22 protein-coding genes and 1 pseudogene are annotated in these 23,906 nt (G+C 51.2%); 5 read left to right on the forward strand and 18 right to left on the reverse strand.

Translation table 11 applies throughout. From position 1 onward, the window contains the following. Positions 1–135 precede the first annotated feature (135 nt). Positions 136–948, reverse strand: coding sequence for a cytochrome C assembly family protein (locus tag ACTHR7_RS07510; RefSeq protein ID WP_070461213.1), 813 nt, complete (start codon positions 946–948; stop codon positions 136–138). A 182-nt stretch (positions 949–1,130) separates the two neighbouring features. Here ACTHR7_RS07510 and ffh point away from each other — a divergent pair, with 182 nt between their 5' ends. Further along, positions 1,131–2,501: a signal recognition particle protein gene (gene ffh, locus ACTHR7_RS07515; RefSeq protein ID WP_070645238.1), complete on the forward strand. Its 1,371-nt coding sequence runs from the start codon at positions 1,131–1,133 to the stop codon at positions 2,499–2,501. A gap of 102 nt (positions 2,502–2,603) precedes the next feature. On the opposite strand, the gene ACTHR7_RS07520 is transcribed toward ffh, so the two are convergent. From ACTHR7_RS07520 to ACTHR7_RS07585, 14 genes and pseudogenes are all read right to left on the reverse strand, one after another. Then, a complete protein-coding gene (locus ACTHR7_RS07520) occupies positions 2,604–2,903 on the reverse strand; it encodes a hypothetical protein (RefSeq protein ID WP_079453970.1) in 300 nt (99 codons plus the stop codon). A 141-nt stretch (positions 2,904–3,044) separates the two neighbouring features. Next, positions 3,045–3,740 carry a thiol:disulfide interchange protein DsbA/DsbL gene (locus ACTHR7_RS07525; RefSeq protein WP_003749428.1) on the reverse strand — a complete coding sequence of 232 codons (696 nt, stop codon included), beginning with the start codon at positions 3,738–3,740 and terminating at the stop codon, positions 3,045–3,047. A gap of 170 nt (positions 3,741–3,910) precedes the next feature. After that, positions 3,911–6,021: pseudogene (locus tag ACTHR7_RS07530) on the reverse strand (TonB-dependent receptor). A 166-nt stretch (positions 6,022–6,187) separates the two neighbouring features. Beyond that, complete coding sequence (locus ACTHR7_RS07535; RefSeq protein WP_070645239.1) at positions 6,188–6,721, reverse strand: alpha/beta hydrolase; 534 nt, start codon at positions 6,719–6,721, stop codon at positions 6,188–6,190. Between the two features lie 10 nt (positions 6,722–6,731). Next, the gene (locus tag ACTHR7_RS07540) at positions 6,732–7,076 is read right to left on the reverse strand and encodes a hypothetical protein (protein WP_070608462.1); all 345 of its coding nucleotides are present in this window, start codon (positions 7,074–7,076) and stop codon (positions 6,732–6,734) included. Further along, complete coding sequence (locus tag ACTHR7_RS07545; RefSeq protein ID WP_250581015.1) at positions 7,063–7,842, reverse strand: exodeoxyribonuclease III; 780 nt, start codon at positions 7,840–7,842, stop codon at positions 7,063–7,065. The genes ACTHR7_RS07540 and ACTHR7_RS07545 overlap by 14 nt, the downstream gene beginning before the upstream one ends. Before the next feature lie 45 nt (positions 7,843–7,887). Continuing rightward, positions 7,888–9,201, reverse strand: a complete 1,314-nt coding sequence (argA, locus tag ACTHR7_RS07550; RefSeq protein WP_293204885.1) for an amino-acid N-acetyltransferase — start codon at positions 9,199–9,201, stop codon at positions 7,888–7,890. Beyond that, entirely contained in the window at positions 9,198–9,593 is a 396-nt protein-coding gene (locus ACTHR7_RS07555) for an MJ0042-type zinc finger domain-containing protein (RefSeq protein WP_150540693.1), read from the reverse strand. The genes argA and ACTHR7_RS07555 overlap by 4 nt, the downstream gene beginning before the upstream one ends. Before the next feature lie 100 nt (positions 9,594–9,693). Beyond that, positions 9,694–10,335 (reverse strand): orotate phosphoribosyltransferase, encoded by a 642-nt coding sequence (pyrE, locus tag ACTHR7_RS07560; RefSeq protein ID WP_293204882.1) that lies wholly within the window; start codon positions 10,333–10,335, stop codon positions 9,694–9,696. A 170-nt stretch (positions 10,336–10,505) separates the two neighbouring features. Further along, complete coding sequence (gene rlmH / locus ACTHR7_RS07565; RefSeq protein ID WP_150538023.1) at positions 10,506–10,976, reverse strand: 23S rRNA (pseudouridine(1915)-N(3))-methyltransferase RlmH; 471 nt, start codon at positions 10,974–10,976, stop codon at positions 10,506–10,508. Between the two features lie 158 nt (positions 10,977–11,134). Then, complete coding sequence (pyrH, locus tag ACTHR7_RS07570; RefSeq protein WP_003708812.1) at positions 11,135–11,854, reverse strand: UMP kinase; 720 nt, start codon at positions 11,852–11,854, stop codon at positions 11,135–11,137. A 219-nt stretch (positions 11,855–12,073) separates the two neighbouring features. Further along, positions 12,074–12,928: a translation elongation factor Ts gene (tsf, locus tag ACTHR7_RS07575; RefSeq protein ID WP_002215087.1), complete on the reverse strand. Its 855-nt coding sequence runs from the start codon at positions 12,926–12,928 to the stop codon at positions 12,074–12,076. A 123-nt stretch (positions 12,929–13,051) separates the two neighbouring features. Continuing rightward, a complete protein-coding gene (gene rpsB / locus ACTHR7_RS07580) occupies positions 13,052–13,780 on the reverse strand; it encodes a 30S ribosomal protein S2 (protein WP_002230071.1) in 729 nt (242 codons plus the stop codon). Positions 13,781–13,957: 177 nt separating this feature from the next. After that, a complete protein-coding gene (locus ACTHR7_RS07585) occupies positions 13,958–14,200 on the reverse strand; it encodes a hypothetical protein (protein ID WP_004520263.1) in 243 nt (80 codons plus the stop codon). A gap of 78 nt (positions 14,201–14,278) precedes the next feature. Here ACTHR7_RS07585 and ACTHR7_RS07590 point away from each other — a divergent pair, with 78 nt between their 5' ends. Then, on the forward strand, positions 14,279–14,872 hold the full coding sequence (locus ACTHR7_RS07590) for a 5-formyltetrahydrofolate cyclo-ligase (RefSeq protein ID WP_440370603.1): 594 nt from the start codon (positions 14,279–14,281) through the stop codon (positions 14,870–14,872). A gap of 75 nt (positions 14,873–14,947) precedes the next feature. Here the strand turns inward: ACTHR7_RS07590 and ACTHR7_RS07595 are convergent, their stop codons facing one another. The 3 genes from ACTHR7_RS07595 to amgK all read right to left on the reverse strand — a co-directional run bounded on the left by ACTHR7_RS07595 (position 14,948) and on the right by amgK (position 19,524). Then, complete coding sequence (locus ACTHR7_RS07595) at positions 14,948–16,411, reverse strand: KAP family P-loop NTPase fold protein (protein ID WP_440370604.1); 1,464 nt, start codon at positions 16,409–16,411, stop codon at positions 14,948–14,950. A 128-nt stretch (positions 16,412–16,539) separates the two neighbouring features. Further along, a complete protein-coding gene (gene mnmG / locus ACTHR7_RS07600) occupies positions 16,540–18,435 on the reverse strand; it encodes a tRNA uridine-5-carboxymethylaminomethyl(34) synthesis enzyme MnmG (RefSeq protein WP_440370605.1) in 1,896 nt (631 codons plus the stop codon). A gap of 84 nt (positions 18,436–18,519) precedes the next feature. Beyond that, complete coding sequence (gene amgK / locus ACTHR7_RS07605) at positions 18,520–19,524, reverse strand: N-acetylmuramate/N-acetylglucosamine kinase AmgK (RefSeq protein WP_004520257.1); 1,005 nt, start codon at positions 19,522–19,524, stop codon at positions 18,520–18,522. Positions 19,525–19,593: 69 nt separating this feature from the next. Between amgK and ACTHR7_RS07610 the strand changes: the two genes are divergently transcribed. From ACTHR7_RS07610 to ACTHR7_RS07620, 3 genes are all read left to right on the forward strand, one after another. Next, positions 19,594–21,993: an LPS-assembly protein LptD gene (locus ACTHR7_RS07610; protein ID WP_440370606.1), complete on the forward strand. Its 2,400-nt coding sequence runs from the start codon at positions 19,594–19,596 to the stop codon at positions 21,991–21,993. After that, positions 21,990–22,979, forward strand: coding sequence for a peptidylprolyl isomerase (locus ACTHR7_RS07615; protein ID WP_070649301.1), 990 nt, complete (start codon positions 21,990–21,992; stop codon positions 22,977–22,979). The genes ACTHR7_RS07610 and ACTHR7_RS07615 overlap by 4 nt, the downstream gene beginning before the upstream one ends. 114 nt (positions 22,980–23,093) lie before the next feature. Beyond that, a complete protein-coding gene (locus ACTHR7_RS07620) occupies positions 23,094–23,903 on the forward strand; it encodes an alpha/beta hydrolase (RefSeq protein WP_250581027.1) in 810 nt (269 codons plus the stop codon). Positions 23,904–23,906: the final 3 nt, after the last annotated feature.

The raw sequence follows: 23,906 nt of genomic DNA on the forward strand, positions 1-23,906 counted from the left end.
CTTCCCTGTTTTAACAGGGTTTTTATTTTATAAAAAATACAATCAAACTTCCTACACAATCCATACATACAAAAAAAACACAAAACAAAGGCCGTCTGAATTGCTCTTTCAGACGGCCTTTTTTATGTTTTCTATTTATCCAATACGTTGAAGGACAATTTCTAGGACAAATTTACTGCCCACATAGGCAAAAATCAGACTGACAAATCCGACAATAGTCCAAACGGCGGCTTTTTTGCCGCGCCATGCGGTCATGCTGTGTTTCAACAATAATGCGCCATAAATCAGCCACGACATAATACTGAAGATGGTTTTATGCGTGAAGGTCATCGGCTTGCCGAAAATAGTTTCTGCAAAAAACGTACCGCTGATTACAGAATAGGTCAATAAAACGAAACCTGCCCACATACCTTGAAACATAAGTTTTTCCAAACTCAATAATGGCGGCAAGAAGCTAACCAATGCGGAAAAACGGCGTTTGTGCAGATTGCGGTCGAGCAAAAGGATCAGGATGGCAAATAAGGTAACGATGCCAAATAGTCCGTATGCTAGCAATGATGATGCGATGTGCGACAGCGGCAATAAGTCTACGATTTGACGACCTGAAAAATCCCCTGGGAAGAGGAAACCCAATAATAAGGTCAATGCGGCGCAGGGATACAATAAGAGTTGCACTCCGCGCAGACAATAAAAGAAGCTGCCCAAGCAGTACATCATCAGCATCAGCCAGACTATCAGACTGAGCGAATAGCCGAAACCGGTAATCAATACCCTATCCTGCAATACTGGGAACATCAATGCTGCGCCATGTACCAATAATGCGCCGCTCAAAATCAGCAGCTCGGTTTTCAGCGGGTAAGACTTATTATTGTGCTTTTTATGTTGCAACCAGGAAAATGCGCCCAATCCGGCATACACCAGCATAAGGCAGATTAAGACAATCGGCATAAATATCTTTCTCAATAGACATGTGAACACTAGACGGACAGCCGGCAGGGTTTCAGACGGCCTTGGTGTGCGTGTTTGTGTTCTTGAAGCATAACTTCGGACTATCGTGTAAAATAATCCGAATTTTATTTTAACAAAGAATGCCCTGTATTGGGCAGCTATTCTCATTATCAAGGATAAGTATGTTAGACAACCTGACCAACCGCTTCAGCAAGGTACTTAAAAATATTCGCGGCCAATCAACGCTGACCGAAGACAATATTAAAGAAGCCTTGCGCGAGGTTCGTCTTGCCCTGCTGGAAGCCGACGTTGCATTGCCCGTCGTTAAAGAATTCGTCAACACAGTCAAAGAACAGGCCCTTGGCCAAGAAGTCGTCGGCAGCCTAACGCCTGACCAAGCCTTTATCGGCGTGGTCAACCAAGCCTTAGTCGAACTGATGGGCAAGGAAAACAAAACACTGGATTTGTCGGTTTCACCGCCTGCCATCGTTTTAATGGCCGGTTTGCAGGGTGCCGGTAAGACAACAACCGTCGGCAAACTCGCCCGCCTGCTGAAAAACGATCAGAAGAAAAAAGTTTTGGTGGTATCCGCCGACGTTTACCGCCCTGCCGCGATTGAACAGCTGCGCCTGTTGGCCGAACAGGTCGGCGTGGACTTTTTCCCATCCGATACCAACCAAAAACCGGTTGAGATTGCAACTGCCGCCGTCGATTACGCCAAAAAACATTTTTACGATGTCTTGATGGTCGATACCGCCGGCCGTTTGGCAATCGATGAAGAGATGATGAACGAAATCAAAGCGCTTCATACGGCGGTCAACCCGGTTGAAACTTTGTTCGTTATCGATGCCATGTTGGGTCAGGATGCGGTGAACACTGCTCAGGCATTTAATGAAGCCCTGCCGCTGACCGGTGTCGTATTGACCAAGATGGACGGCGACTCGCGCGGCGGTGCGGCATTGTCCGTACGCCATGTAACCGGCAAACCGATTAAATTTATCGGTGTCGGCGAAAAAATCAACGGCCTCGAACCTTTCCACCCCGACCGTCTTGCCAGCCGTATCCTCGGCATGGGCGACGTATTGACCCTGATTGAAGACGTTCAAAAAGGTATTGATGAAGAAGCCGCCGCCAAAATGGCGAAAAAGCTGCAAAAAGGCAAAGGCTTCGACCTCAACGACTTTAAAGAGCAAATCCAACAGATGCGCAATATGGGCGGCTTGGAAAACCTAATGTCAAAAATGCCTGGCGAACTGGGTCAAATATCGAAACAAATCCCCGAAGGCACGGCTGAAAAAGCGATGGGCAAAGTAGAAGCCATCATCAACTCGATGACTCCAAAAGAACGCGCCAACCCTGCCCTGCTCAAAGCCAGCCGCAAACGCCGTATTGCAATGGGCGCGGGTACGACCGTGCAGGAAGTGAATAAATTGCTCAAACAGTTTGAACAAATGCAACAAATGATGAAGATGTTCAGTGGCAACGGTTTGGGCAAACTGATGCGTTTGGCCAAAGGCATGAAGGGAATGAAAGGCATGTTCCCAGGTTTGTAAGCTAATTTTACAGAAAACGCCGTCTGAAAAGTTTCAGACGGCGTTTTTATTTTTACTCTAGCAAGAATTACTATTCACATATAACTATGAAATCTATTCCTTTTAAGGATTTTCATAGCGTACCGATGCCTCTTCCAACATTTCCCATTGGCCACCACTACCATGGTAGGTTTCGGCACCAAGACTGAAAACGGCATTGCAGTGCGTACATTGAAAATAATGTACCACGAAATCGTTCCAACCATATATGTCACGATTACCCTGAGAATCAGTATGGGTAATGTAACCGCTATTGGCAATGGTTTTAGCAAAATCAAGGCTGGGACCATAAACTTTGGCGTAGGCTGGGGTAATGTCGATGAGCGTGCCGTCTGCTAAACGATCAGAGGCTCGCAGTAACATTTGCGATAATTCTTTCGGAACCCTGATACGAACGGTAGGTCGCAGGTCAGAACAGTAATCACACATTGTTTGGATCTTTCAGCATAGTAAAGGAAAACGAAGTGGAAGGAGCGCGAAATCCTTGCTTATTCAATCCTCAACTTATTGCGGCTTTTTCTGCTCTTCGCGTACTTTGTCCACTAACTGGTCAATCGTGGTCATGCCGGACTGCCAGTCTTTAAATTCAACTTGGTATTTGCCGCCGACGATAACGGTTGGTGTACCGCTGATTTGGAATTTATTGGTCAACTCTTCCATTTGAGCCGCACGCGCTTGGCTTTCGGGCGCTTCAAATGCAGCCAATACTTTTTTACCGTCAAACGCGGTTTGCTCGGACAACCATTTTTTCAGGGTATCGGTATCGGCCAAGTTAATTTTTTGGTTAACCATCGCATCGAAAATATGGCTGTTGGCTTTATCTGATTCACCGGCCATTTCCACTGCGGCCGCCAAACGTGCCAAAGGTTTCATTTCATCACCCCACACGACATGCTCCCGGCGCATATAGGTATCGTCTTTAAACGTTTTGATGTGCTCGCTCAAAACCGGCTCAAGATGGGCGCAATGCGGGCAGAAGTAGCCGAAGAATTCCAATACTTCGATTTTGCCGGCCTGCTGTTGCGGAATCGGATTGGACAATACGGTGTAATTGACACCTTCGGTCAATGCGGCAGGGGCTGCCGGAGCGGATGTGTTGCTTTGGGCGCTGTCTGCCGGAACGCTGGTTTCCGCCTGTTTGCCGCAAGCGGCCAATGCCAACAGGGTCAATGAAGTCAAAGCTAAGGTTTTCAGTTTCATAGGTATCTCTTTACATTCAAATCAATGGGCGGATTTTATGGCATTTTGTTGGAGGTGTGTTCGATTTGAGTGAAAAAATGTGTTTAGTTTTATTTCAACCTTTATAAAAGGCCGTCTGAAATATGGCTTAGATCATAGCCTTATTTTCAGACGGCCTTTGCCTGATTTCATCAGAAACGGTAATTTACCCGGGAAGTATAGCCGCGCGGATTACCCGGCATGGCATCCGAACGCCAATATTTTTGATTGAACAGATTGCCGACGGCGAAAGTGAGGTTCAGGTTTTTGCGGTTCCAGCCGAGCATGGCGTCGGTTCGGACGAAGCCGGGAAGCGTGGTGACTTCTTTGTTTCTTGAATCGTAGCCGTAGCGTTTGCCCGTACCGGTTACGCCGATTTCGCCGTAGAGGTTTTCGGTCGGCGTGTAACGGAAGAACAGGTTGCCAGTAACGTTGCTGGTGTTGTCCAAATGGATGCCCAAGCGGTCGGGATTTTCTTTGTCTTCAACGACTTTCGCCTGCATCACGCCCAACGAACCGCGCAGGTAGAGTTTTTTGGGGATGATTTGTCCGATGGCGGACAGTTCCACACCGCGCGAACGGTGTTTGCCGCCGACAGCCCAAGTGTAGGGATCATTTTGCGCGTCGGGACGGTAGCGGATATTGAAGCGTTCGATTTGGTAGGCGGACAATGTGGTGCTGAGGCGGTCGTCCAGCCAACTGCTTTTCACGCCGGTTTCGTATTGGCGGGTGTATTCGGGATCGGCGTTGAACACGGCGGAAGACGAAGTGTCGATGCTCAAATAGCCGTCGCGTCCGCCATAAGGTGCGAAGCCTTTGTTATACGAGGCGTAGAGCGTGTGGGCAGGCGTTACGTTCCACACTGCGCCGATGTTGGGGCTGAACGAATGGCCGCTGTATTGACGGCTGCTGCCGGTGAGTTTGTTTTCGGAATTAAAGGTGTATTTGTCGTAACGGCCGCCGAGGACGAATTTCAAGTCGGGCGTGGCGGAGAAGATGTTTTGCACAAAGATGCCGTAGGAGTCGGCTTTGTGGCGGTTTTGGGTGAGGACGGGTTGCAGCCTGCCCGAAGCCGGCCAGCTTGCGCGGTCGTAGGGGTTGATGGAGGCTGTAAAGGCGCGGCTGAAACCCAATGTCGGGTTGCGGTGTTCGCGGCTGTAGTCCATGCCTACGGTCAGGTGGTTTTCAAAACGCCCAATGTGGTAGTCGCCATTGAGCGTGAAGTTGGACGACAGGGTTTTGTTTCGGTCTGCTGCCAGGCGTAGTTGCGCTTGATGCGGATGCCGTTTTCGCTGCCTGCATAGAAATGGTCGAAATCCTGCGCCGCCGTACGGTGGGCGAGCTGCCATTGGGCACGCCATTTGTCGTTGAAGGCGTATTCAAGATCGGAACGCCAGACTTGCAGCTTGTCTTTGACAAAATCGTTCGGGTGAGCAAAACCCATGCGATAAGGCAGTCCGAAGCGGTCGTACACGGACTTGGTCGGGCTGCGGTCGGGTGTGCGCTCCACATTGTCATAGGTGTATTGCCCCGTCCATTTCAAGCCGTTGTCGAGTTTGACGGTAATGCTGGGCGAAACCATGACGTTTTTGCTGTCTATGCCGCTGCGGAACGAATTGGCGCGCCCGACTTCGCCGGTGAGGCGGATGGCGACGTTTTTGTTCAGCACTTCGTTGATGTCCATATTCAAGCTGCGGTTTGCCCACGAGCCGTAAACCGCTCCGATGTTGCGGCTTTGTTTGAAGTTGGCGTATTTGCTGACCATGTTGATGACACCGCCGCCGTTGGTACGCCCGTAAAGCACGGAGGACGGGCCTTTCAGGATTTCCACGCGCTCGATGTTGGCGGTGCTGCGGCGCACTTGTCCGCTTTCGCGCACGCCGTCGCGGTAAATATCGGATGCATCGGCTTGGAAGCCGCGCAGGAAAATGCTTTCGCCGCGCATATCGTAGGCAGCGTCAATACCGGCGTTGCCTTCGAGGATGGAACTCAAATCGTTCGTGCCGTAATTTTTGTTTTTCTGGATATTGAGCGTATCAACGGTTTGCGGCGTTTCTTTGATGAGCTGTCCGTTGCGGGTAACGGCGGCTTCGTCGTAATTGATGTAGCCTTTGAGTACGCTGGTGTCGGACTATCCGACCACGGTAACGGTGGGTAGGGTGGCGGTGTAATGTTCACCATTGTCCTGCGTATCGGCGGCAGCGACAGGGAAGGAAGCAATAATCAACGTGGGTAATAAAGCTAAATGAAATGGTATTTGCATTTTTATACTCAATTTAACGAAACAACCGAATTATATTGCCTCATAAAAGAAATGAGAATAGTTTCTTTTAATTATATTTAACATGATATTTGCAAACAAAGGCCGTCTGAAATACATATAGGTTTCAGACGGCCTTCGTTTATTAATATTAATAGATACTGCTACACTACTTACTCAACAACATTTCCTGCATCAGCTTCATGCCCCATTGCCAGCCGCCGAGTGCGCCGTTTAACTGGCCGGAATGCGGCGATTGAAGCAGACGAGCGTTCCACCGGTCGGCCTGCTCTTGCGCCCAATCGCGTGGCGTGCCGTTTGTTTCGGCGATAACCAACGCTGTGCGGCAAGGGCAGCGGACACGTTGGAACGTATGGATTTCGTCCTCGGGAAAAGCTTCTGGGCACGGCGAGACCAAAATAATATTGGTCAGGCGTTTTTGCGTCATGATGTCGGCTTGGTACAACCATGCCAAAAATGCGGACACGCCTGCACCATGAGCCACGACGGCAATATTTTTGCTGACGATATGGTTGAAGGCCGTCTGAATGGCGTGTTGCCATTCGGAAATGGTTTGCTGACTATCGGCTTCGGCGGTTTGAACAATCGGATAGCTGACCGCCCAGCGGTCTATCCACATTTCCGCTTCATCCGCATCACGTATCAGAAATAGTGCCATTTCTTCGAGTTCGAAGCTCTGCATTTCAGACGGCCTATTTGAGCAAGTCGTTAAGTGTAAATGCAATCAGCAATGCAGCAGGCACGCTGAGGATGGCACAAGTTGCCAGGCAAAGTACGATGTTAGCCACCAGCCGCCAGCCCTTCCAAGCAAAGCATTTGGCCGCAATCAGCAGGCAAGGCAGGGAAAACAGCAGCCATACCAACGCCCAAGTCGGATTGGCCTTGGTCGGGGCAACCCAGCCGGACATCCGCGCCAACATAAACACCGCCCACACCAGCATAGGCAATACAAATGCCGCCACGACCCACGCCGCGCCTACGCCGGTTTTGCCGTTTATATTCCAATCATATTTACCAAAAACCTTATTCGGCAACATAGTCATACTCCACAACTAAAGGGGCGTGATCCGAGAATTTCTCGTCTTTATAAACATGTGCGGAAACGGCTTTGGCGGCCAACTCCGGCGTCACCATCTGATAATCGATACGCCACCCGACATCTTTCGCATACGCTTGTCCGCGGTTGCTCCACCAGGTATAGCCCGGAACATCCGGATAAAGTGTGCGCCACATATCCGTCCAACCGAGCTTGTGGATGACTTTGCCTATCCATTCGCGTTCTTCAGGCAAGAAGCCCGAATTTTTCTGATTGCCCTTCCAGTTTTTCAAGTCGATGTTTTGGTGGGCAATGTTCCAGTCGCCGCAGACGACGATGTCGCGTCCTTCGTTTTTCATGGCTTCGAGCATGGGATAGAACGCGTCCAAAAAGCGGTATTTCACTTGTTGGCGCTCTTCCGCGCTGCTGCCGCTGGGCAGATACAGCGAAATCACCGATAACTTGCCGAAATCGCAACGGACAAAACGGCCTTCTCTGTCAAATTCTTCAATGCCCATGCCGATTTGCACATTGTCGGGTTTGCGTTTGCTGTATACCGCCACGCCGCTGTAACCGCGCTTTTCGGCGCAATGCCAGTAGCCGTACATACCGTGCGGATTTTTCATATCGTCTGACAGATCAGCCTCTTGTGCTTTCAGTTCCTGCACGCAGACGATGTCGGCACCGGAAGCGGCGATGTATTCATAAAAACCTTTTTTATAGGCGGAGCGGATGCCGTTAACATTGGCAGAGATGATTTTCAACATAAGATTTGAGTAATTTTTAAAAACGGATAATAGGATTGAAGTTTTTCAGACGGCCTGCAAGTCATAAACGAATACTTTGGAATTGCGGCCGTTGGCATTGTATTCCTGCCGGCGTTCGGCAGGCAGGTCATCGGCTGAGGCCGTCTGAAAGCCCCGTTCGACAAACCATTCGCCCGTGTGCGTGGATAAGGCAAAAAGCGTTTTGATATTTAAGGCGCGCGCTTTTTGGAACAGATGTTCCAACAGCAATTCACCGTAGCCGCCATCGCGCGCTTCGGGCGACACCACCAGACAGGCCAATTCGCCGCAGTCTGGTTCGGAAAAGGTTTTCAACGCCACGCAGCCGTAAATGTTTTGATCGTGTTCCAATACGGAAAAGCTGGAAATATGGTTTTCCAAATACTCGCGGCTGCGGTGTAACAAGATGCCTTGTTCCGCCAAAGGACGGATTAAGGCGATGATGTGCGGAATGTCGTCGCTGCGTGCCTGACGGATGGAAACAAACGGCTCACGGGCAATAGATGTACCACTGCCCTCGCGGGTAAACAGCTCGCGCAACAGGCTGCCGTCTTCACGGCCGTTGAGAATCTGCACCCGTGATACGCCGTTTTCCAACGCGCCTACCGCCGCATGCAGCAAATCGGCCGGCGCATCGGGATTGTCGTGTATCAATTCCTGCACTTCGCCGACAGACAACGTATTGGCCAACGAACCATCGGCACGGCGGATACCGGCTTCTTCGGTCAAGAAAACCAGCTTCTCTGCCTGCAAAGCCATGGCCACTTCCTGCGCGGTTTCACACATGCTCAGATTGAAGGTTTTGCCGCTGTACGAATGTCCCAAAGGACTGATAAGCACCACCGCGCCACTGTCCAAGCGCAAACGGATTTCTTCCGCGTCGATTTTGCGGACGGTACCGGTATAGCCCATGTCCACGCCGTCGATAACGCCCAACGGACGGGCGGTAATAAAGTTGCCACACGCGATAACCGGCGGCTTGCTCCGTTGTTGTGCAGATACGCTGCTGAACAAGGCGGCTTCGATATCGCTGCGGATAATTCCCGCCACCTGCTTCACTTCCATCAGGGTCGCTTCATCGGTAATCCGTCGGCTGCCGCTGTATTTCGGAACAAAATTCCGACCCGAAGCCAATTTGTCGAGCAAATGCCGCGAACCGTGTACCAAGACCAAACGCAAGCCCAAGCTGGCCAACAGATTCAAATCTGCGGCCAAACGAATCAAGGTTTCGCCTTCCAACAGGCTGTCGGTTACGCCGACCACCATGGTTTTGCCGCGCAAATATTGGATATAGGGCGCGGCTTCACGAAAGCTGGCGACAAAATGGGCGATGGCACTCATAGCAGGGCAAGATAAAAGAGTTGCATAATCAAAACCGTCAGCGCAATCAGCGATGCCAACGTCCAGTTGAAACCGTCCTTGCGCGTTTTGACCGCCGCCTGCTCTTCCGCCTTAGGCTCTTCCTTGATCGCGCTGTTGAGCAAATTGGAAATTTCTTTGCGCGAGAGTTTGGAATGCTTGAGGATTTGCGCGCCGATGTTATGCACGAGGCGCACATCCGTTACCGCCACAGGCAGATGAGCCGGATCGGCCGGCAGGTTGCCCGACAGATAATCCTTGGCCTTAAACATCCCCGAACAACGCGTGCAGACCACAAAACCCTGCGCTACATTCAACTGGGCATCTTTCACCCAATGCGGTGTTTTACAATGAGGACAAGAACAAGCAGGCATGAGTATTTCCGTAAGTGTATTGAATCAAAAATATATATTTTAGCTAATGTTTCAGGCCGTCTGAAACAGTTTTCAGACGACCTGAGCATAATGTTATGGTTTAAACCGCGCCGTAACGTTCGCGATAGGCTTTGACCGGCTCGAAGAAGCTGCCAAATTCGGCATTATTTTGCAAGAGCGTGAACAAGTCGTTCAGGTTGGCAATCGAAACCACCGGCAGGCCGTATTGTTTTTCGACTTCCTGCACCGCCGACAATTCGCCCGTGCCTTTTTCCATGCGGTCGAGCGCAATGGCCACTGCGGCAGGCGTTGCGCCTTCGGCCTCAATCAGTTTGACCGACTCGCGCACGGATGTACCGGCGGAAATCACATCATCGATAATCAGCACGCGGCCTTTCAAAGGCGCGCCCACCAACACACCGCCCTCGCCGTGGTCTTTGGCTTCTTTGCGGTTGTAGGCAAACGGTACGTTTACGCCTTTTTCTGCCAACATCATCGCTGTTGCCGCCGCCAAAATAATGCCTTTATAGGCTGGGCCGAACAGCATATCGAACTTCACGCCGCTGGCAATAATGGCTTCGGCGTAAAACTTCGCCAGTTGCAAAGTCGATGCGCCGTCATTGAACAAACCGGCATTGAAAAAATAAGGCGACTGACGGCCGGCCTTGGTCGTAAATTCGCCGAATTTCAACACGTTTTGTGCCAAAGCGAATTTGAGGAAGTCTTGACGGAAATCGGACATTTGGGTTCTCCCGAAAGATGTTGATTTATCAAAGAAACGATTATAAAGGATTCATGCGGAAAAATCAGGCCGTCTGAAAACAGGTTCAACCCCGCTTTTAACCGACTTGCCCTATTCCCTTTCAAACCGACAAGACGGCATTGCCTTCTTATCCCTGCACTCAAAGCGGATTATTCCCGATGATACGGATGGTTGTGCAAAATCGAAACGGCACGATAAAGCTGTTCGGTCAATAAAACGCGCACCATGCCGTGCGGCAAGGTCAGGCTGGAAAGGCGTATCATCATGTTTGCCTGCTGTTTCAAACGGTCGGTCATGCCGTCTGCGCCGCCAATAATAAAGCAGACGTGTTCGCCGTTTTGCTGCCAGCTTTTCAAGTGTTGCGCCAATTCGACCGAAGTCGGCGCTTTGCCGCGCTCGTCCAATACCACCAAAAACGCGCCTTGCGGGATGGCTTCCAGCAGGCGTTTTTCTTCAGCCGCCATGCCCTGAGCCGCATTCACACCCGCACCGCGTTTTTCCGGCTTGATTTCTTTCAGCGCATAATTGACATCGCGCCCGAAGCGTTTGGCGTACTCGCCGACGGCTTCATCGACCCAACGCGGCATTTTCGTGCCGACAGCCAAGACGGTGATATTCATGGGGTATCCTTTTGTATCGTTGTCGGTTGGATATTATGGTCAAGCAAGCCCTTAACCTGTTCAAGCGATGGGAACTGCCCACGCAACCAACTGAAAATAAAAGGCCGTCTGAAAGCCGAATGTATCCCGTTCGGCTGTTTCAGACGGCCTTTCAATGATTAGCAGTGAACCAGTGTGCCTTCGTTTTCACCGGTTACTACGCGTTTGAGCGAGCCTTCTTTAGCAATGCCGAATACCACGATATTGAGTTTGCGTTCACGGCAGAGGGCGAAAGCGGTGGCATCCATCACTTTGAGGTTTTTCAACAAGGCTTCGTCAAAAGTAATGGTTTCGTAGCGTGTTGCAGATGGGTCTTTTTTCGGGTCTGCGGTGTACACGCCGTCAACGTTGGTCGCTTTGAGCATCACGTCGCAGTTCATTTCCGCACCGCGCAATGCGGCGGCAGTGTCGGTCGTGAAGAATGGGTTACCGGTACCGGCGGCGAAAATCACGACTTTGCCTTCTTCCAAATATTGAATGGCTTTAGGACGGGCGTAAGTTTCAGCGATTTGCTGCATAGACAGTGCGGATTGTACGCGCGCTTTGATGCCCAAGGTTTCAAATGCATCTTTGAGTGCCAACGCGTTCATGACGGTTGCCATCATGCCCATGTAGTCGGCAGTGGCGCGGTCCATGCTACCCGCTTGTGCAGATACGCCGCGGAAAATGTTACCGCCGCCGACAACGATACCGACTTGCACGCCCATTCTCACGATTTCGGCAATTTCGCCGACGGTTTGAACGATGGTATCGTGATTGATGCCGAATGGATCAGAGCCCATCAGGGATTCGCCGGAGAGTTTCAGTAATACGCGTTTGTATTTGATTTGCTGTGTCATGGGATACCTTGCTTTCTTGAATGTCGTCGGTCGGAGTTCGGGCCGTCTGAATTTTCAAACGGTCGGAATATTAATGATAGGGTGTGTCGGTTTATTATTGTTTTGTTTTCAGACGGCCTTTATATTCGGTCGTCTTAAAATAGGTACCGTAAACGGTTTTCTCAAAAAAAAGCACCCTGATTCGTTTGGAATCTAGGTGCTTTCTTTTTCATAAGTGCCTTACACTTTAGCAGCGGCAGCAACTTCGGCTGCGTAGTCAACAACGGCTTTCTCGATACCGTCGCCTACTTTGTAGCGTACGAAGCTAACCACTTCAGTGCCGTTTTCTTTAGCGAATTGGGCAACAGTTTGGTCAGGGTTCATCACGAACGCTTGGCCGTTCAGAGTGATTTCAGCCAAGAATTTGCGGATACGGCCTTCAACCATTTTAGCGGCGATGTCGGCAGGTTTGCCGGAAGCGATAGCTTGTTCAGTGTAGATGTGGCGTTCTTTTTCAACGGTTTCAGCATCTACTTCGGCTTCGCTTACGCATTGTGGTTTAGCGGCAACGATGTGCATACCGATTTTGCGTGCTACGTCTTCAGAGCCTTTGTACTCAACCAATACGCCTTCAGTAGCCAAAGCACCGTGGATGTAGGCAACCAGTTGGTTGGCAGTGTCGATCACTTGGAAGCGGCGAACAGACATGTTCTCGCCCAATTTAGCGATGATGGCTTTGCGTTCTGCTTCAACCAATTCACTCAGTTCTTCAACAGAAGCCGGTTTTTTCTCGGCAGCAGTTTTAGCAACGAAGTTGGCAAATTCTACGAAGCCGGCGTCTTTAGCAACGAAGTCGGTTTCGCAGTTTACTTCAACCAATGCGCCGACATTGCCGTTGATCGCATAAGCCAATACGCCTTCGGCAGCAGTACGGCCAGCCAGTTTACCGGCTTTCGCACCAGATTTAATACGCAGGATTTCTTCGGCTTTGTCGAAGTTGCCTTCAGCTTCAACCAAGGCTTTTTTGCATTCCATCATGCCCAGGCCGGTAGCGGCGCGCAGGTCGGCAACCATTTTTGCAGTAATTTCTGCCATTTTGAATCTCCTAGATTTTTGGGAACACGGCCATTGCCGTGTTTGGAAATAGTGGCCGTCTGAAACGGATTTCAGAACGGGATTTGAGAAAAGGGGCATAACGCCCCTCTTCCGTGTACCGAATTACTCGGCAGCAGCTTCTTGGGCAGCGGCTACAGTTTCTTGCAGCGCTTGGTTTTTGCCTTCCAAAACTGCGTCAGCGATGCCGCGGCAGTACAGGCGGATAGCTTTAGCGGAGTCATCGTTACCAGGGATAACGTATTTCACGCCATCAGGGCTGTTGTTGGTATCGACTACGGCGATAACAGGGATGCCCAATTTTTCAGCTTCAACCAGAGTACCTTTTTGGTAGCCGGTATCAATAACGAAAATCGCGTCAGGCAGGCCTTTCATGTTTTTGATACCGCCCAAAGAACGTTCCAGTTTTTCAACGTCGCGTTGCATTTCCAGAATTTCTTTTTTGTTGAAACCGCCTTCAGCAGCGTTTTCCAGGGCAGCAGTTTTTTCTTCCAGGCGTTTGATGGATTGCTTAACGGTTTTGTAGTTAGTCAGCATACCACCCAACCAGCGGTAATCAACGAAAGGCATACCGGCACGGGTAGCTTCTTCGCGGATGATATCGCGGGCTTGGCGTTTGGTACCTACGAACAATACTGTACCTTTGTTGGCAACCAGACGACGTACGGCTTCTTGCGCCTCTTGGAACATCGGCAGGGTTTTTTCCAAGTTTACGATATGGATTTTGTTGCGCGCACCGAAAATGTATTGAGCCATTTTCGGGTTCCAGAAACGGGTTTGGTGACCGAAGTGAACACCGGCTTCAATCATCTGACGCATAGTAATTTGAGACATGTTATTTCCTTGAAAGGGTTAAAGAGCACACATTCAATCGCATAGAACTTGATAGGCAGAGCCTATTGTCAAGCACCCTTCGGCGAAAGTGGGCATAAGTTTTAAAAAATAAAAGAGTGTTTCCGAAATCGGAAACTGACGGATTATAGCGGATAAGGGGCCGTCTGAAAAGGGATTTTATACCTTTCCGTCCTGTTTTTCATCCGTCTGTACCGCCTTTTGGCGGGCCGCTTCAAACTCCGCCTGCTCCTGCCGTTTCATCAGACGGTTACGGCGGCGGATGGTCACGACGAAGACCGTAAACACAGTGGGCAACACTGCCCAAAAAACCAAATAAATCAACGCGCGCGCAATACTCGGCTGCGCGGCGGAAAACATCACGGCAACAAAAAGATAGCCGATGGCGACAATGTGCCACATCGTGTGCGTCCTGTTTGAATGTTAACAAAATCGTTATAATCGCAACATTCTACCGCAATCCCGAAAGGCCGTCTGAAAATGAGGAATCCCGAAAAATCGGCATTACGCAAACAGTTCCGCCGCGCACGCGCCCAAATGAGCGCCGACGAGCGGAACGCCGCCACCGAAACCATCAACTGCCTGCTCAAGCCCTACATCAAAAAAGGACGGAAAATCGGCGTGTATTGGCCGATGGGCAAGGAATTGCGATTGGACGGCTTTGTCCGTGCCGCACAAAAACGCGGCGCAAAACTCTACCTGCCCTATATCGAACCGAACACGCGGCGGATGTGGTTCACTCCCTACCCTGCCGACGGCGCCAAACAAGAACGCAAACGCGGCCGCGCCAAATTGCATGTCCCCCAATTCACCGGCAAAAAAATCCGCGTCCACCAACTCAACCTATTGCTGGTCCCCATCGTCGGCATCGACAAACGCGGCTACCGCCTCGGACAGGCCGGTGGCTATTACGACGCCACCCTCTCCGCCATGAAATACCGCCTGCAAACCCAAACCCTGGGCGTAGGCTTCGGCTGCCAACTGACCGACACCCTGCCGACCGAACCCCACGACATCCCCCTCAACGGCTTTGTCTCCGAGCTTGGTATATTGAAATTCAGACGGCCTCGATAGGACAATTATCGGTTTATTAAAATGATAAAAGGCCGTCTGAAAACTTGGTATTGGGTTTTCAGACGACCTTTGCGTTTATTGGGGCGTTTGTTCAAGGCTGAGAACTCGGAAGGTATCTTTTAGAATAGTAAGAATTCCATCCATTCCATGCGGATAAATTTCGTCATGCTCGAGAAAATTTTTATTTATACGCTCTTGCCATGATCTTCTATCATAAAGGGTACTAACGTCAAAATGTATATTTGCAGCGCCATGTAGAATGAGCATCATAGCAATTACATTTGTATTTGTATAAACCACACCAAAACTATTTTCTGGAATATTCTCCAAAGACTGAATATTAAACAATCGAGCAAAATCTTTGCTATCAGTACGATTCTTATTAATATCGTCCATTAAACTCGGATAGAAGCAGAAGATAAATACACCTGTAATGCGAAGCAAGGCATATTGCCAGATTACCTCATTAAGTCCACCACCACTTAAAGAATGATATATCTCTAAAAATCGGACTAATCGTTCCGTTTCTCTAAGCGATATATTGTTCCGTTCTATCATATCGCTGATAAAACCTATTATTGTTGGGGAACGTTCATCAATTAAAGCCTGAAGTTCACTAGCCATACGACTTTTTCGTATCAACTGTTTGAAATGTTCAACTGCAACCAAAGCCCGTTCTTCCTCAAACCGAGCCACAACTTTATCTGGTAAGGCAAAGCTATACTTCAAGAACTTATCCAAATATTTGTGCGCATCCACTTCCATCCCATACCGATGATTAATTGCTGCGCGCAGTTGTTTGGTGTTCGTCACCAGCACGACTTTGACGTTTTCGACATCAAAGACATGCTTGATAACCTCCAGCATATCGACGGCGTAATCTGGGCGGCAGCGGTCGAGTTCGTCGATAAACAGAATAATCGGTTTTTCCTCTGCAAATTCTTTTAGGCAGGCTTTGAGCGTTTCCAGATTTTTTTCTGCTTCAATTTGCTCTTTCAATAAGGCTTCGACGGTTGCATCGATAGTGTAGTCAGTAATTTTGGCAGCAACATCGGTTACGGTTTCTGCTACATTTTTTGCTTCTTGTTCATCACTTGTAATCTGTTGAAATTCTTCTGCCAAATCATCCACACTTTGTTTTAGAAAATAGTGGGATAGCGCATTAGCCCCTGTTTTTATTCCGAATTTTACTAATTTCGATATTTCTCTTGTGAGACGTTTGCGTTCAGACTGCTGTCCATCAGTATCTTCAAGCGTACAGGATTTAATGATTTCGGCAAGCAATGCCAGTAAAGGCTCTCCGCTGTGGTCCGAAAGGAAGGCGTCGATATAGATAGGCAGGTAATCGGGATGTTGCTGCTGCATGAGCCGAATCAGCTTTTGGCAAAATTCAGTTTTGCCTGTTCCCCAGCCGCCATCGATGACCATAGGAGAAAGGTCGATGGGCGATATCAACAGCCTGATGATGTTCTCGGCTATCGGCTTACGGTTAAATTCATCATGTGTAGCAAAAGTTTTTTCTAAAGATTGAGTTTCCATATTATCCCTTTGTCTGTCATAGGTTTTGTGTAACGTATTTTACTCTGTCATCAGTTTTTATGTTTTTGTTCTTTTAAATTCAAAAAGGCCGTCTAAAACTTTCAGACGGCCTTTATTCAAATTAAACCTTACTTGGCATCTTTAAACCCGCGTTTCAAATGCACCATCAACAATGCGACGGCGGCAGGCGTGACGCCGGAAATACGGCTGGCTTGGCCGACGGTTTCAGGCTTGTGCTGATTCAGTTTTTGCTGTACTTCGGCGGACAAACCTTTAACTTTACTGTAATCGATATCCTCAGGCAGCTTTAAGGTTTCGATATCGCGGCGGCTGTCGATTTCTTCGTTTTGGCGGTCGATATAGCCTTGGTATTTGACTTGAATTTCTACTTGTTCGACCACGCTGTCGGCAAGTGCGGTTTCAGGTTGTGCGTCGGGCAGGGTCATCAGCGCGGCATAGTCGAGGTTCGGGCGGCGCAGGAGGTCGTGCAGGTTGGCTTCGCGGCTGAGTTTTTGGCCGAATACGCGCAGCTGCTCTTCTTCGGCGAGTTTTTGCGGCGTGTACCACGTTGTTTTCAAACGTTGGATTTCGCGTTCGATGGCTTCGCGTTTTTCGTTGAACATGCGCCATTGTTCTTCACCCACCAAGCCGATTTTGTAGCCGTCTTCGGTCAGGCGCATATCGGCGTTGTCTTCCCTGAGTTGCAGGCGGTATTCGGCGCGGCTGGTGAACATGCGGTAGGGCTCGTTCACGCCTTTGGTGATGAGGTCGTCCACCAATACGCCGAGATAGGCTTGTTCGCGGCGCAGCAGGAGCGGGTCTTGTTCACGGACGTATTGCACGGCGTTTGCGCCTGCGAGCAGGCCTTGCGCGGCGGCTTCTTCGTAGCCGGTTGTGCCGTTGATTTGTCCGGCGAAAAAGAGGCCTTGGATGGTTTTGGTTTCGAGGCTGGCTTTGAGGTTGCGCGGATCGAAATAGTCGTATTCGATGGCGTAGCCGGGGCGCAGGATATGGGCGTTTTCGAGGCCTTTCATGCTGCGTACGAGGGCGATTTGAATGTCAAACGGCAGGCTGGTGGAGATACCGTTAGGGTAGTATTCGTGCGTGGTCAAGCCTTCAGGTTCAAGGAAAATCTGGTGGCTGTCTTTGTCGGCGAAGCGGTTGATTTTGTCTTCGATAGACGGACAATAACGCGGACCGACGCCTTCGATTTTGCCGGTAAACATCGGGCTGCGGTCGAAGCCTGAACGGATGATGTCGTGGGTTTGCGTGTTGGTATGCGTAATCCAGCAGGACACTTGGCGTGGGTGCATATCGGCGTTGCCGCGTACGGACATTACGGGAACGGGTGTGTCGCCGGGCTGTTCGGTCAGTTGGGAAAAATCAATCGTGCGTCCGTCAATACGCGGTGGCGTGCCGGTTTTCAGACGGCCTTGCGGCAGGTTCAATTCGCGCAAACGGCCGCCTAATGATTTGGCGGCGGGGTCGCCGGCGCGGCCGCCTTCGTAGTTTTCCAAACCAATGTGAATTTTGCCGGACAAAAACGTGCCGGCAGTTAACACGACGGCGCGTGCTTTAAACTCCACACCCATCGCGGTAACCACGCCGCTGATGCGTTCTCCGTCAAGTGTGACGTCTTCGACGGCTTGTTGGAAAAGGTCGAGGTTTTCTTGGTTTTCCAACATTTCGCGGATGGCGGCTTTATATAGGATACGGTCAGCCTGTGCGCGCGTGGCTCGCACTGCCGCACCTTTGCTGGCATTCAATCGGCGGAACTGGATACCGGATTTGTCGGTGGCCAACGCCATTGCGCCGCCCAATGCGTCGAGTTCGCGTACAAGGTGGCCTTTGCCGATACCGCCGATGGAGGGGTTGCACGACATTTGGCCGAGGGTTTCGATGTTGTGTGAGAGCAGCAGGGTTTGCGCACCCATGCGTGCGGCGGCAAGTGCGGCTTCGGTACCGGCATGGCCGCCACCGACGACAATCACGTCGTAGGTTTTGGGGTAAATCATGTAAGTCATGTTTATGTGTTCTGTAAAGGTTTCAGACGGCCTTTTGTTGATCAGGCCGTCTGAAAAGTGGAATCAAATCTTAAAAAACCAAGCTTAGAAGGTATAGCCTGTTTCCAATTCGTCATCGCCGACCAATTCGACAAGCAACGCATAGAGCGGCGCCAAATCGTTGTAACGGCGCGATACGCGGCGCAAATAGTTCAAGAAGCGCGGGATTTCAGGACGGTATTTGTCTTTGCCGTCGCGGTAGTACAGGCGGGCAAAAATACCGGCCACTTTCAAATGGCGTTGTACGCCCATCCATTCAAACCAGCGGTAGAACTCGTCAAACTCGGCAGGCACAGGCAGCTGGGCAGCGCGTGCTTTTTCCCAGTAACGGATGACCAAGTCCAATACAAATTCTTCTTCCCATTCGATAAACGCATCGCGCAACAGCGACACCAAATCATAAGAAATTGGGCCGTAAAGCGCGTCTTGGAAGTCCAACACGCCCGGGCGGCCTTTTGCCAGCATCAGATTGCGGACGATAAAGTCGCGGTGGACATACACTTTGGGCTGCGCCAACAGGGGCGGCAGCAAAGTATCAACGGTTTGTTGCCACAGCTGACGTTGCTTGAAGGTCAGCTCGCGGCCCAATTCTTTAGCTACAAACCATTCGGGGAACAAGTTAATCTCGCGCAGCATGACTTCGCGGTCGTATTCCGGCAGTTTGCCGGGTTGGCTGGCTTTTTGCAGTTCGATCAGTTCGTCGATGGCTTCGAGCAGCAGGGCTTTGTGGGCGGTTTCACTGTTTTCCTGATTCATGGCGGTCAGGAATGTGGTATTGCCCAAATCGTTCAACACCATAAAGCCCAACGCTTCATCCACATGAAGCACTTGCGGCACATTGACCATGTTAAACAGTTTTTGCACTTTCAAATACGGCGCAACACTCATCTTCTCAGGAGGCGCGTCCATACAGATGACGGTCTGGCCGTCTGAAAACGTCGCACGGAAATAACGGCGGAAGTCGGCATCGGCTGCCGCAAAACTCAATTCGAACGGCTGGTTCGGGTAGACAGACTCCAGCCAGTTTTGTAATTCGGTTTGTCGTTGCATAGCGGTATCGCAGAATTTCAGGTTACAATAACCGCTATTCTAACTGGCAAACCGATTTAAGGGGCGATTTTGGCTCGTTTATTTTCACTCAAACCCTTGGTACTCGCCTTAATTATGGGCTTTGGCGCAACAGCCGTGCGCGCGGAAGATGCTTCTGTTCCGCAGGCGGAAGACTATACCCCTGCCCACACCGCCGCGTCCAAACCGGCACAAACCAGCCAAAGCGAAGCCGATCCGCTTTCCTTAGGCAGCACTTGCCTGTTTTGCGACCACGAAGATGCCAAGCCTGCCGAAACCGCCGAAATCAAACGCAGCGGCGAGCCTGCCCTGCCTGCCGATTACACCCGCGTCAACGCCGATAAAATAGAAGGTCAGACCCAAGTCGGCGTCCGTGCCGAAGGCGATGTCATTGTCGAGCGCAATGCCGATGTTCTTAACGCCGATTGGGCGCAATACGACCAAGCCACCGATACCGTTACCGCCGGCGACCGCTTCACCCTGTATCAAAACGGTTCGACCGTATCCGGCGATCAATTGGTTTACAACCTCAAAGATCAAACCGGTTCCGGCACCGCCGTGCGCCTCAATACCGAACAAGGCGGCCGCCGCCTTCAAAGTGTCAGTGAAAAAGCCGAACTCAAAGGCAAAGGCCTCTACAAGCTCATCAATACCAAATTCAACACCTGTTCGCCCGGCGACGCCAGCTGGTATATCCAAGCGCAAAGCATTGAAGCCGATGAGTCGACAGGTATCGGCGTGGCCAAACACGCTTCGCTCGTATTCGGCGGCGTCCCCGTCCTCTACACGCCTTGGGCGGACTTTCCCATCAACGGCAACCGCAAAAGCGGCCTGCTCGTTCCGACCATTGCTACAGGTTCAGACGGCCTTGAGCTGAGCCTGCCCTACTACTTCAACCTTGCGCCGAATTTGGATGCCACCATCCGTCCGGGCATCATCAGCAAACGAGGTGTGCAACTGGGCGGCCAAGTCCGTTATCTGCAACCGAATTACAGCGGCGAAGTCGATGGCGACTGGATGCCGAACGACCAAAAAAGCGTCCACAACAACCGCTACCAGTTCAAATGGAAACACCAGCAGCAGCTGAACAGCAAAATCAGCGGCGGCATCAACTACAACCAAGTCTCCGACGACGATTACTACCGCGACTTCTACGGCCGCGAAGACATCGCGCGCAACGTCAATCTCGACCGTCAGGCATGGCTCAATTACAGCGACAAACTGCTAGGCGGCAGCTTCGACGGCTCGTTGCGCGTACAAAAATATCAAACGCTGGCCAACCAAGACGGCTATAAAGACGAGCCTTATGCCATCATGCCCCGTCTGACCGGCCGTTGGCAAAGCCATCTCGGCAAAGCGCAACTCAACGTGTTCGGCCAATTCACCCGTTTTGATCACGATACCAAGCAAGACGGCAGCCGCGTGGTACTCTACCCGAGCGTCAAATGGGACTTCCACAACCAATGGGGCTACATCCGACCTAAAGTCGGCGTACATGCCACTTATTACAGCCTCAACAGCTTCAACGGTCAAAGCGGTCGCAATGTCAGCCGCATCCTGCCGATTATCAACGTCGACAGCGGCCTGACTTTCGAGCGCAGGGCCCGGCTCTTCGGCGGAGAATACCTGCAAACGCTTGAACCGCGCCTGTTTTACAACTACATTCCGACCAAGTCCCAAAACGACCTGCCTAATTTCGACAGTTCCGAAAATAGCTTTACCTATTCGCAGCTGTTCCGCGAAAACCTGTATTCAGGCAACGACCGCATCAATTCGGCCAACAGCCTGACGCTGGCCACACAAAGCCGTATCCTCAACCCCAACACCGGTGCGGAACTCTTCCGTGCAGGTATCGGCCAGAAATTTTATTTCAAAAAAGACAACGTCCTGCCTGACGGCAACGTCAGCAATTATCCGCGCAGCCAATCCGACTGGGTAGCCTTTGCACACGGCAACATTACCCCGAGCATCCGCATCGACTTGGACATCCACTACAACCAAAACCAAAGCCGTGCCGAAAGCTACGCCGCAGGGATTGCCTACAACCCCGAACCCGGCAAAGTCTTAAGCGCGCGCTACAAATACGGACGAAACGAGCGCATCTATCTGCAAGCTAACGGCGACTATTTCTACGACAGGCTCAGCCAAGTCGACCTTGCCGCCCAATGGCCGTTGAGTAAAAACCTGTACGCCGTTGCCCGTTACAACTACGAAATCGAAGCCAAAAAACCGCTGGAAATGCTCATCGGTGCAGAATACAAAAGCAACTGCGGCTGCTGGAGCGCGAGCTTGGTCGGCCAACGCTATATTACCGGCGAAAACAGCCACAAAAACGCCGTATTCTTCAACCTCCAACTCAAAGACTTGAGCAATATCAGCAACAACCCATTCGAAAAACTCCGCTTAGCCATCCCCGGTTACAGCAAAACCAACGAGGTAGTCAAACAATGAACTTCAAACCCCTGATTCTCGTCGCCGCACTCACTCTCGCAGCAGGCGTACACGCCGCTCCTAAAGCCAAAGCGACCAAAGCGCGTGCCAATAAAACTCCAGTCGTCAGCGCCACCACCATGCCTGCCGTACAAAGCGGCGTACATCTTTCAGACGGCATTGCCGCGGTTGTCGACAACGAAGTCATTACCCACCGTCAAGTAGAACAAGCCGTGGCACAAGCGCGTCAAACCATGCCGAAAGGCACACAAATGGACGCCAACGAACTGCGCCAACAGGTTTTGGCACAAATGATCAACCAGTCCCTGATCCTCCAAGCAGGCAAACGCCGCAACATCCAAGCGACCGATAGCGAAATCGAAGCCGTTATCGCGCACAACCCCAACATCAAAAACCCGTCTGCCGCCGTCCGCCAAGACATCGCCGACAGCATTATTGTTGAAAAAGTGCGCCAACAGGCCATCATGCAAAACAGCCGTGTCAGCGACTCCGAAGTGGCACGCTACATCGAGCAGGCCAAACAACAAGGCGTAACCCTGCCTGAAGCAGACCCTGTGCGCCAATACCATGCCCAACACATCCTCATTAAAGCCGACAACGACAATGCCGCCGTCGGCGCAGAAAGCACCATCCGCAAAATCTACTCACAGGCCCGCAGCGGCGCAGATTTCGGCGGTTTGGCACGCCAATACTCGCAAGACAGCAGCGCCGGCAATGGCGGCGATTTGGGCTGGTTTGCCGACGGCATGATGGTTGCCCCATTTGAAGAAGCCGTCCACAAACTCAAACCCGGCCAAATCAGCGCCCCTGTCCGCACCCAATTCGGCTGGCACATCATCAAGCTGAACGACGTCCGCGAAGCAGGTACGCCTGAAGAGCGCCAACAAAACGCCGTCCGCCAATATCTGTCCCAACAAAAAGCACAACAGGCGACCACCAACCTCCTGCGCGAACTGCACAGCAGCTCATACGTTGACGTACGCTAATCGCGCGTATTGTTAAAAAGGCAGAAATCCGTACAATAAGGCCGTCTGAAATCCATTGTTCAGACGGCCTTCTCTCCTTTTACTTAAGCAACCCATTGATTAAAGCACCCCATCATGCCCATCCGTCCCAACTGGCAAACCGCCACCCTGCTGCAAGCCGAAGAAACCTCCATTACCTCCACCCACACCGGCCGCACCTACCGCATTCAAGCCGCGGCACTCGGCGAGCGTCCGGCAGACGGCTATCCCGTACTGTATATCCTTGACGGAGATGCCTTTTTCCCCGCCATCCTCAATATGGCGCAATCCCTGCTCATCAACCCCATCACCAAAAGCCATGCCGCCTGTCTGATTGTCGGTATTGGCTACACCGGCGGCACCATCCGCGACTTAAGCCAACGCGCCCTCGACTACACGCCGCCGCTGCCCGACAGCGCGCCTGAATCCGAACGCAAACAATACGGCCAAGCCGACCGCTTCAGCCGCTTTATTGATGACGAACTCTCCGCCCTGCTCAACAGCAAATACCGCATCGATACCCAAAACCAAGCCATCTTCGGCCATTCGTTCGGCGCACTGTACGGCCTCTATTCCCTATTCACCCGCCCCGAACGATTCCGCCATTATTTGCTGGTTTCGCCGTCTATCTGGTGGCAAGACCGCCGCGTGCTCGATTGGCTGCCCGACACTTTGCCGCAAAGAATCGGCATCCGCCTCGGCGCAGGCGAACATGAAGGCAGAAACAACCGTCCCGACCAAACCAGCCGCGGCATGGTCGCACAAGCCAAAATCCTTGCCGGCACTTTGCACCACCTCGGCGCGGATGTCCGCTTTACCCTCTACCCCAACGCCAATCACGGCAACGCCCCGTTTTACGCCCTGACCGACTGCATCGAATATTTGCGCGGCGCATGGCAGCGTTGAAGC

Origin of the sequence: Neisseria sp. P0007.S010 (assembly GCF_051962875.1) — a bacterium.
GTDB lineage: Bacteria > Pseudomonadota > Gammaproteobacteria > Burkholderiales > Neisseriaceae > Neisseria > Neisseria subflava_A.

What these genes read in the sequence shown, in the direction of transcription:
- ACTHR7_RS07510 (WP_070461213.1), bottom strand. Translation starts at nt 948, where the DNA reads ATGCCGATTGTCTTAATCTGCCTTATGCTGGTGTATGCCGGATTGGGC.
- ffh (WP_070645238.1), top strand. Translation starts at nt 1,131, where the DNA reads ATGTTAGACAACCTGACCAACCGCTTCAGCAAGGTACTTAAAAATATT.
- ACTHR7_RS07520 (WP_079453970.1), bottom strand. Translation starts at nt 2,903, where the DNA reads ATGTTACTGCGAGCCTCTGATCGTTTAGCAGACGGCACGCTCATCGAC.
- ACTHR7_RS07525 (WP_003749428.1), bottom strand. Translation starts at nt 3,740, where the DNA reads ATGAAACTGAAAACCTTAGCTTTGACTTCATTGACCCTGTTGGCATTG.
- ACTHR7_RS07535 (WP_070645239.1), bottom strand. Translation starts at nt 6,721, where the DNA reads ATGCAGAGCTTCGAACTCGAAGAAATGGCACTATTTCTGATACGTGAT.
- ACTHR7_RS07540 (WP_070608462.1), bottom strand. Translation starts at nt 7,076, where the DNA reads ATGTTGCCGAATAAGGTTTTTGGTAAATATGATTGGAATATAAACGGC.
- ACTHR7_RS07545 (WP_250581015.1), bottom strand. Translation starts at nt 7,842, where the DNA reads ATGTTGAAAATCATCTCTGCCAATGTTAACGGCATCCGCTCCGCCTAT.
- argA (WP_293204885.1), bottom strand. Translation starts at nt 9,201, where the DNA reads ATGAGTGCCATCGCCCATTTTGTCGCCAGCTTTCGTGAAGCCGCGCCC.
- ACTHR7_RS07555 (WP_150540693.1), bottom strand. Translation starts at nt 9,593, where the DNA reads ATGCCTGCTTGTTCTTGTCCTCATTGTAAAACACCGCATTGGGTGAAA.
- pyrE (WP_293204882.1), bottom strand. Translation starts at nt 10,335, where the DNA reads ATGTCCGATTTCCGTCAAGACTTCCTCAAATTCGCTTTGGCACAAAAC.
- rlmH (WP_150538023.1), bottom strand. Translation starts at nt 10,976, where the DNA reads ATGAATATCACCGTCTTGGCTGTCGGCACGAAAATGCCGCGTTGGGTC.
- pyrH (WP_003708812.1), bottom strand. Translation starts at nt 11,854, where the DNA reads ATGACACAGCAAATCAAATACAAACGCGTATTACTGAAACTCTCCGGC.
- tsf (WP_002215087.1), bottom strand. Translation starts at nt 12,928, where the DNA reads ATGGCAGAAATTACTGCAAAAATGGTTGCCGACCTGCGCGCCGCTACC.
- rpsB (WP_002230071.1), bottom strand. Translation starts at nt 13,780, where the DNA reads ATGTCTCAAATTACTATGCGTCAGATGATTGAAGCCGGTGTTCACTTC.
- ACTHR7_RS07585 (WP_004520263.1), bottom strand. Translation starts at nt 14,200, where the DNA reads ATGTGGCACATTGTCGCCATCGGCTATCTTTTTGTTGCCGTGATGTTT.
- ACTHR7_RS07590 (WP_440370603.1), top strand. Translation starts at nt 14,279, where the DNA reads ATGAGGAATCCCGAAAAATCGGCATTACGCAAACAGTTCCGCCGCGCA.
- ACTHR7_RS07595 (WP_440370604.1), bottom strand. Translation starts at nt 16,411, where the DNA reads ATGGAAACTCAATCTTTAGAAAAAACTTTTGCTACACATGATGAATTT.
- mnmG (WP_440370605.1), bottom strand. Translation starts at nt 18,435, where the DNA reads ATGACTTACATGATTTACCCCAAAACCTACGACGTGATTGTCGTCGGT.
- amgK (WP_004520257.1), bottom strand. Translation starts at nt 19,524, where the DNA reads ATGCAACGACAAACCGAATTACAAAACTGGCTGGAGTCTGTCTACCCG.
- ACTHR7_RS07615 (WP_070649301.1), top strand. Translation starts at nt 21,990, where the DNA reads ATGAACTTCAAACCCCTGATTCTCGTCGCCGCACTCACTCTCGCAGCA.
- ACTHR7_RS07620 (WP_250581027.1), top strand. Translation starts at nt 23,094, where the DNA reads ATGCCCATCCGTCCCAACTGGCAAACCGCCACCCTGCTGCAAGCCGAA.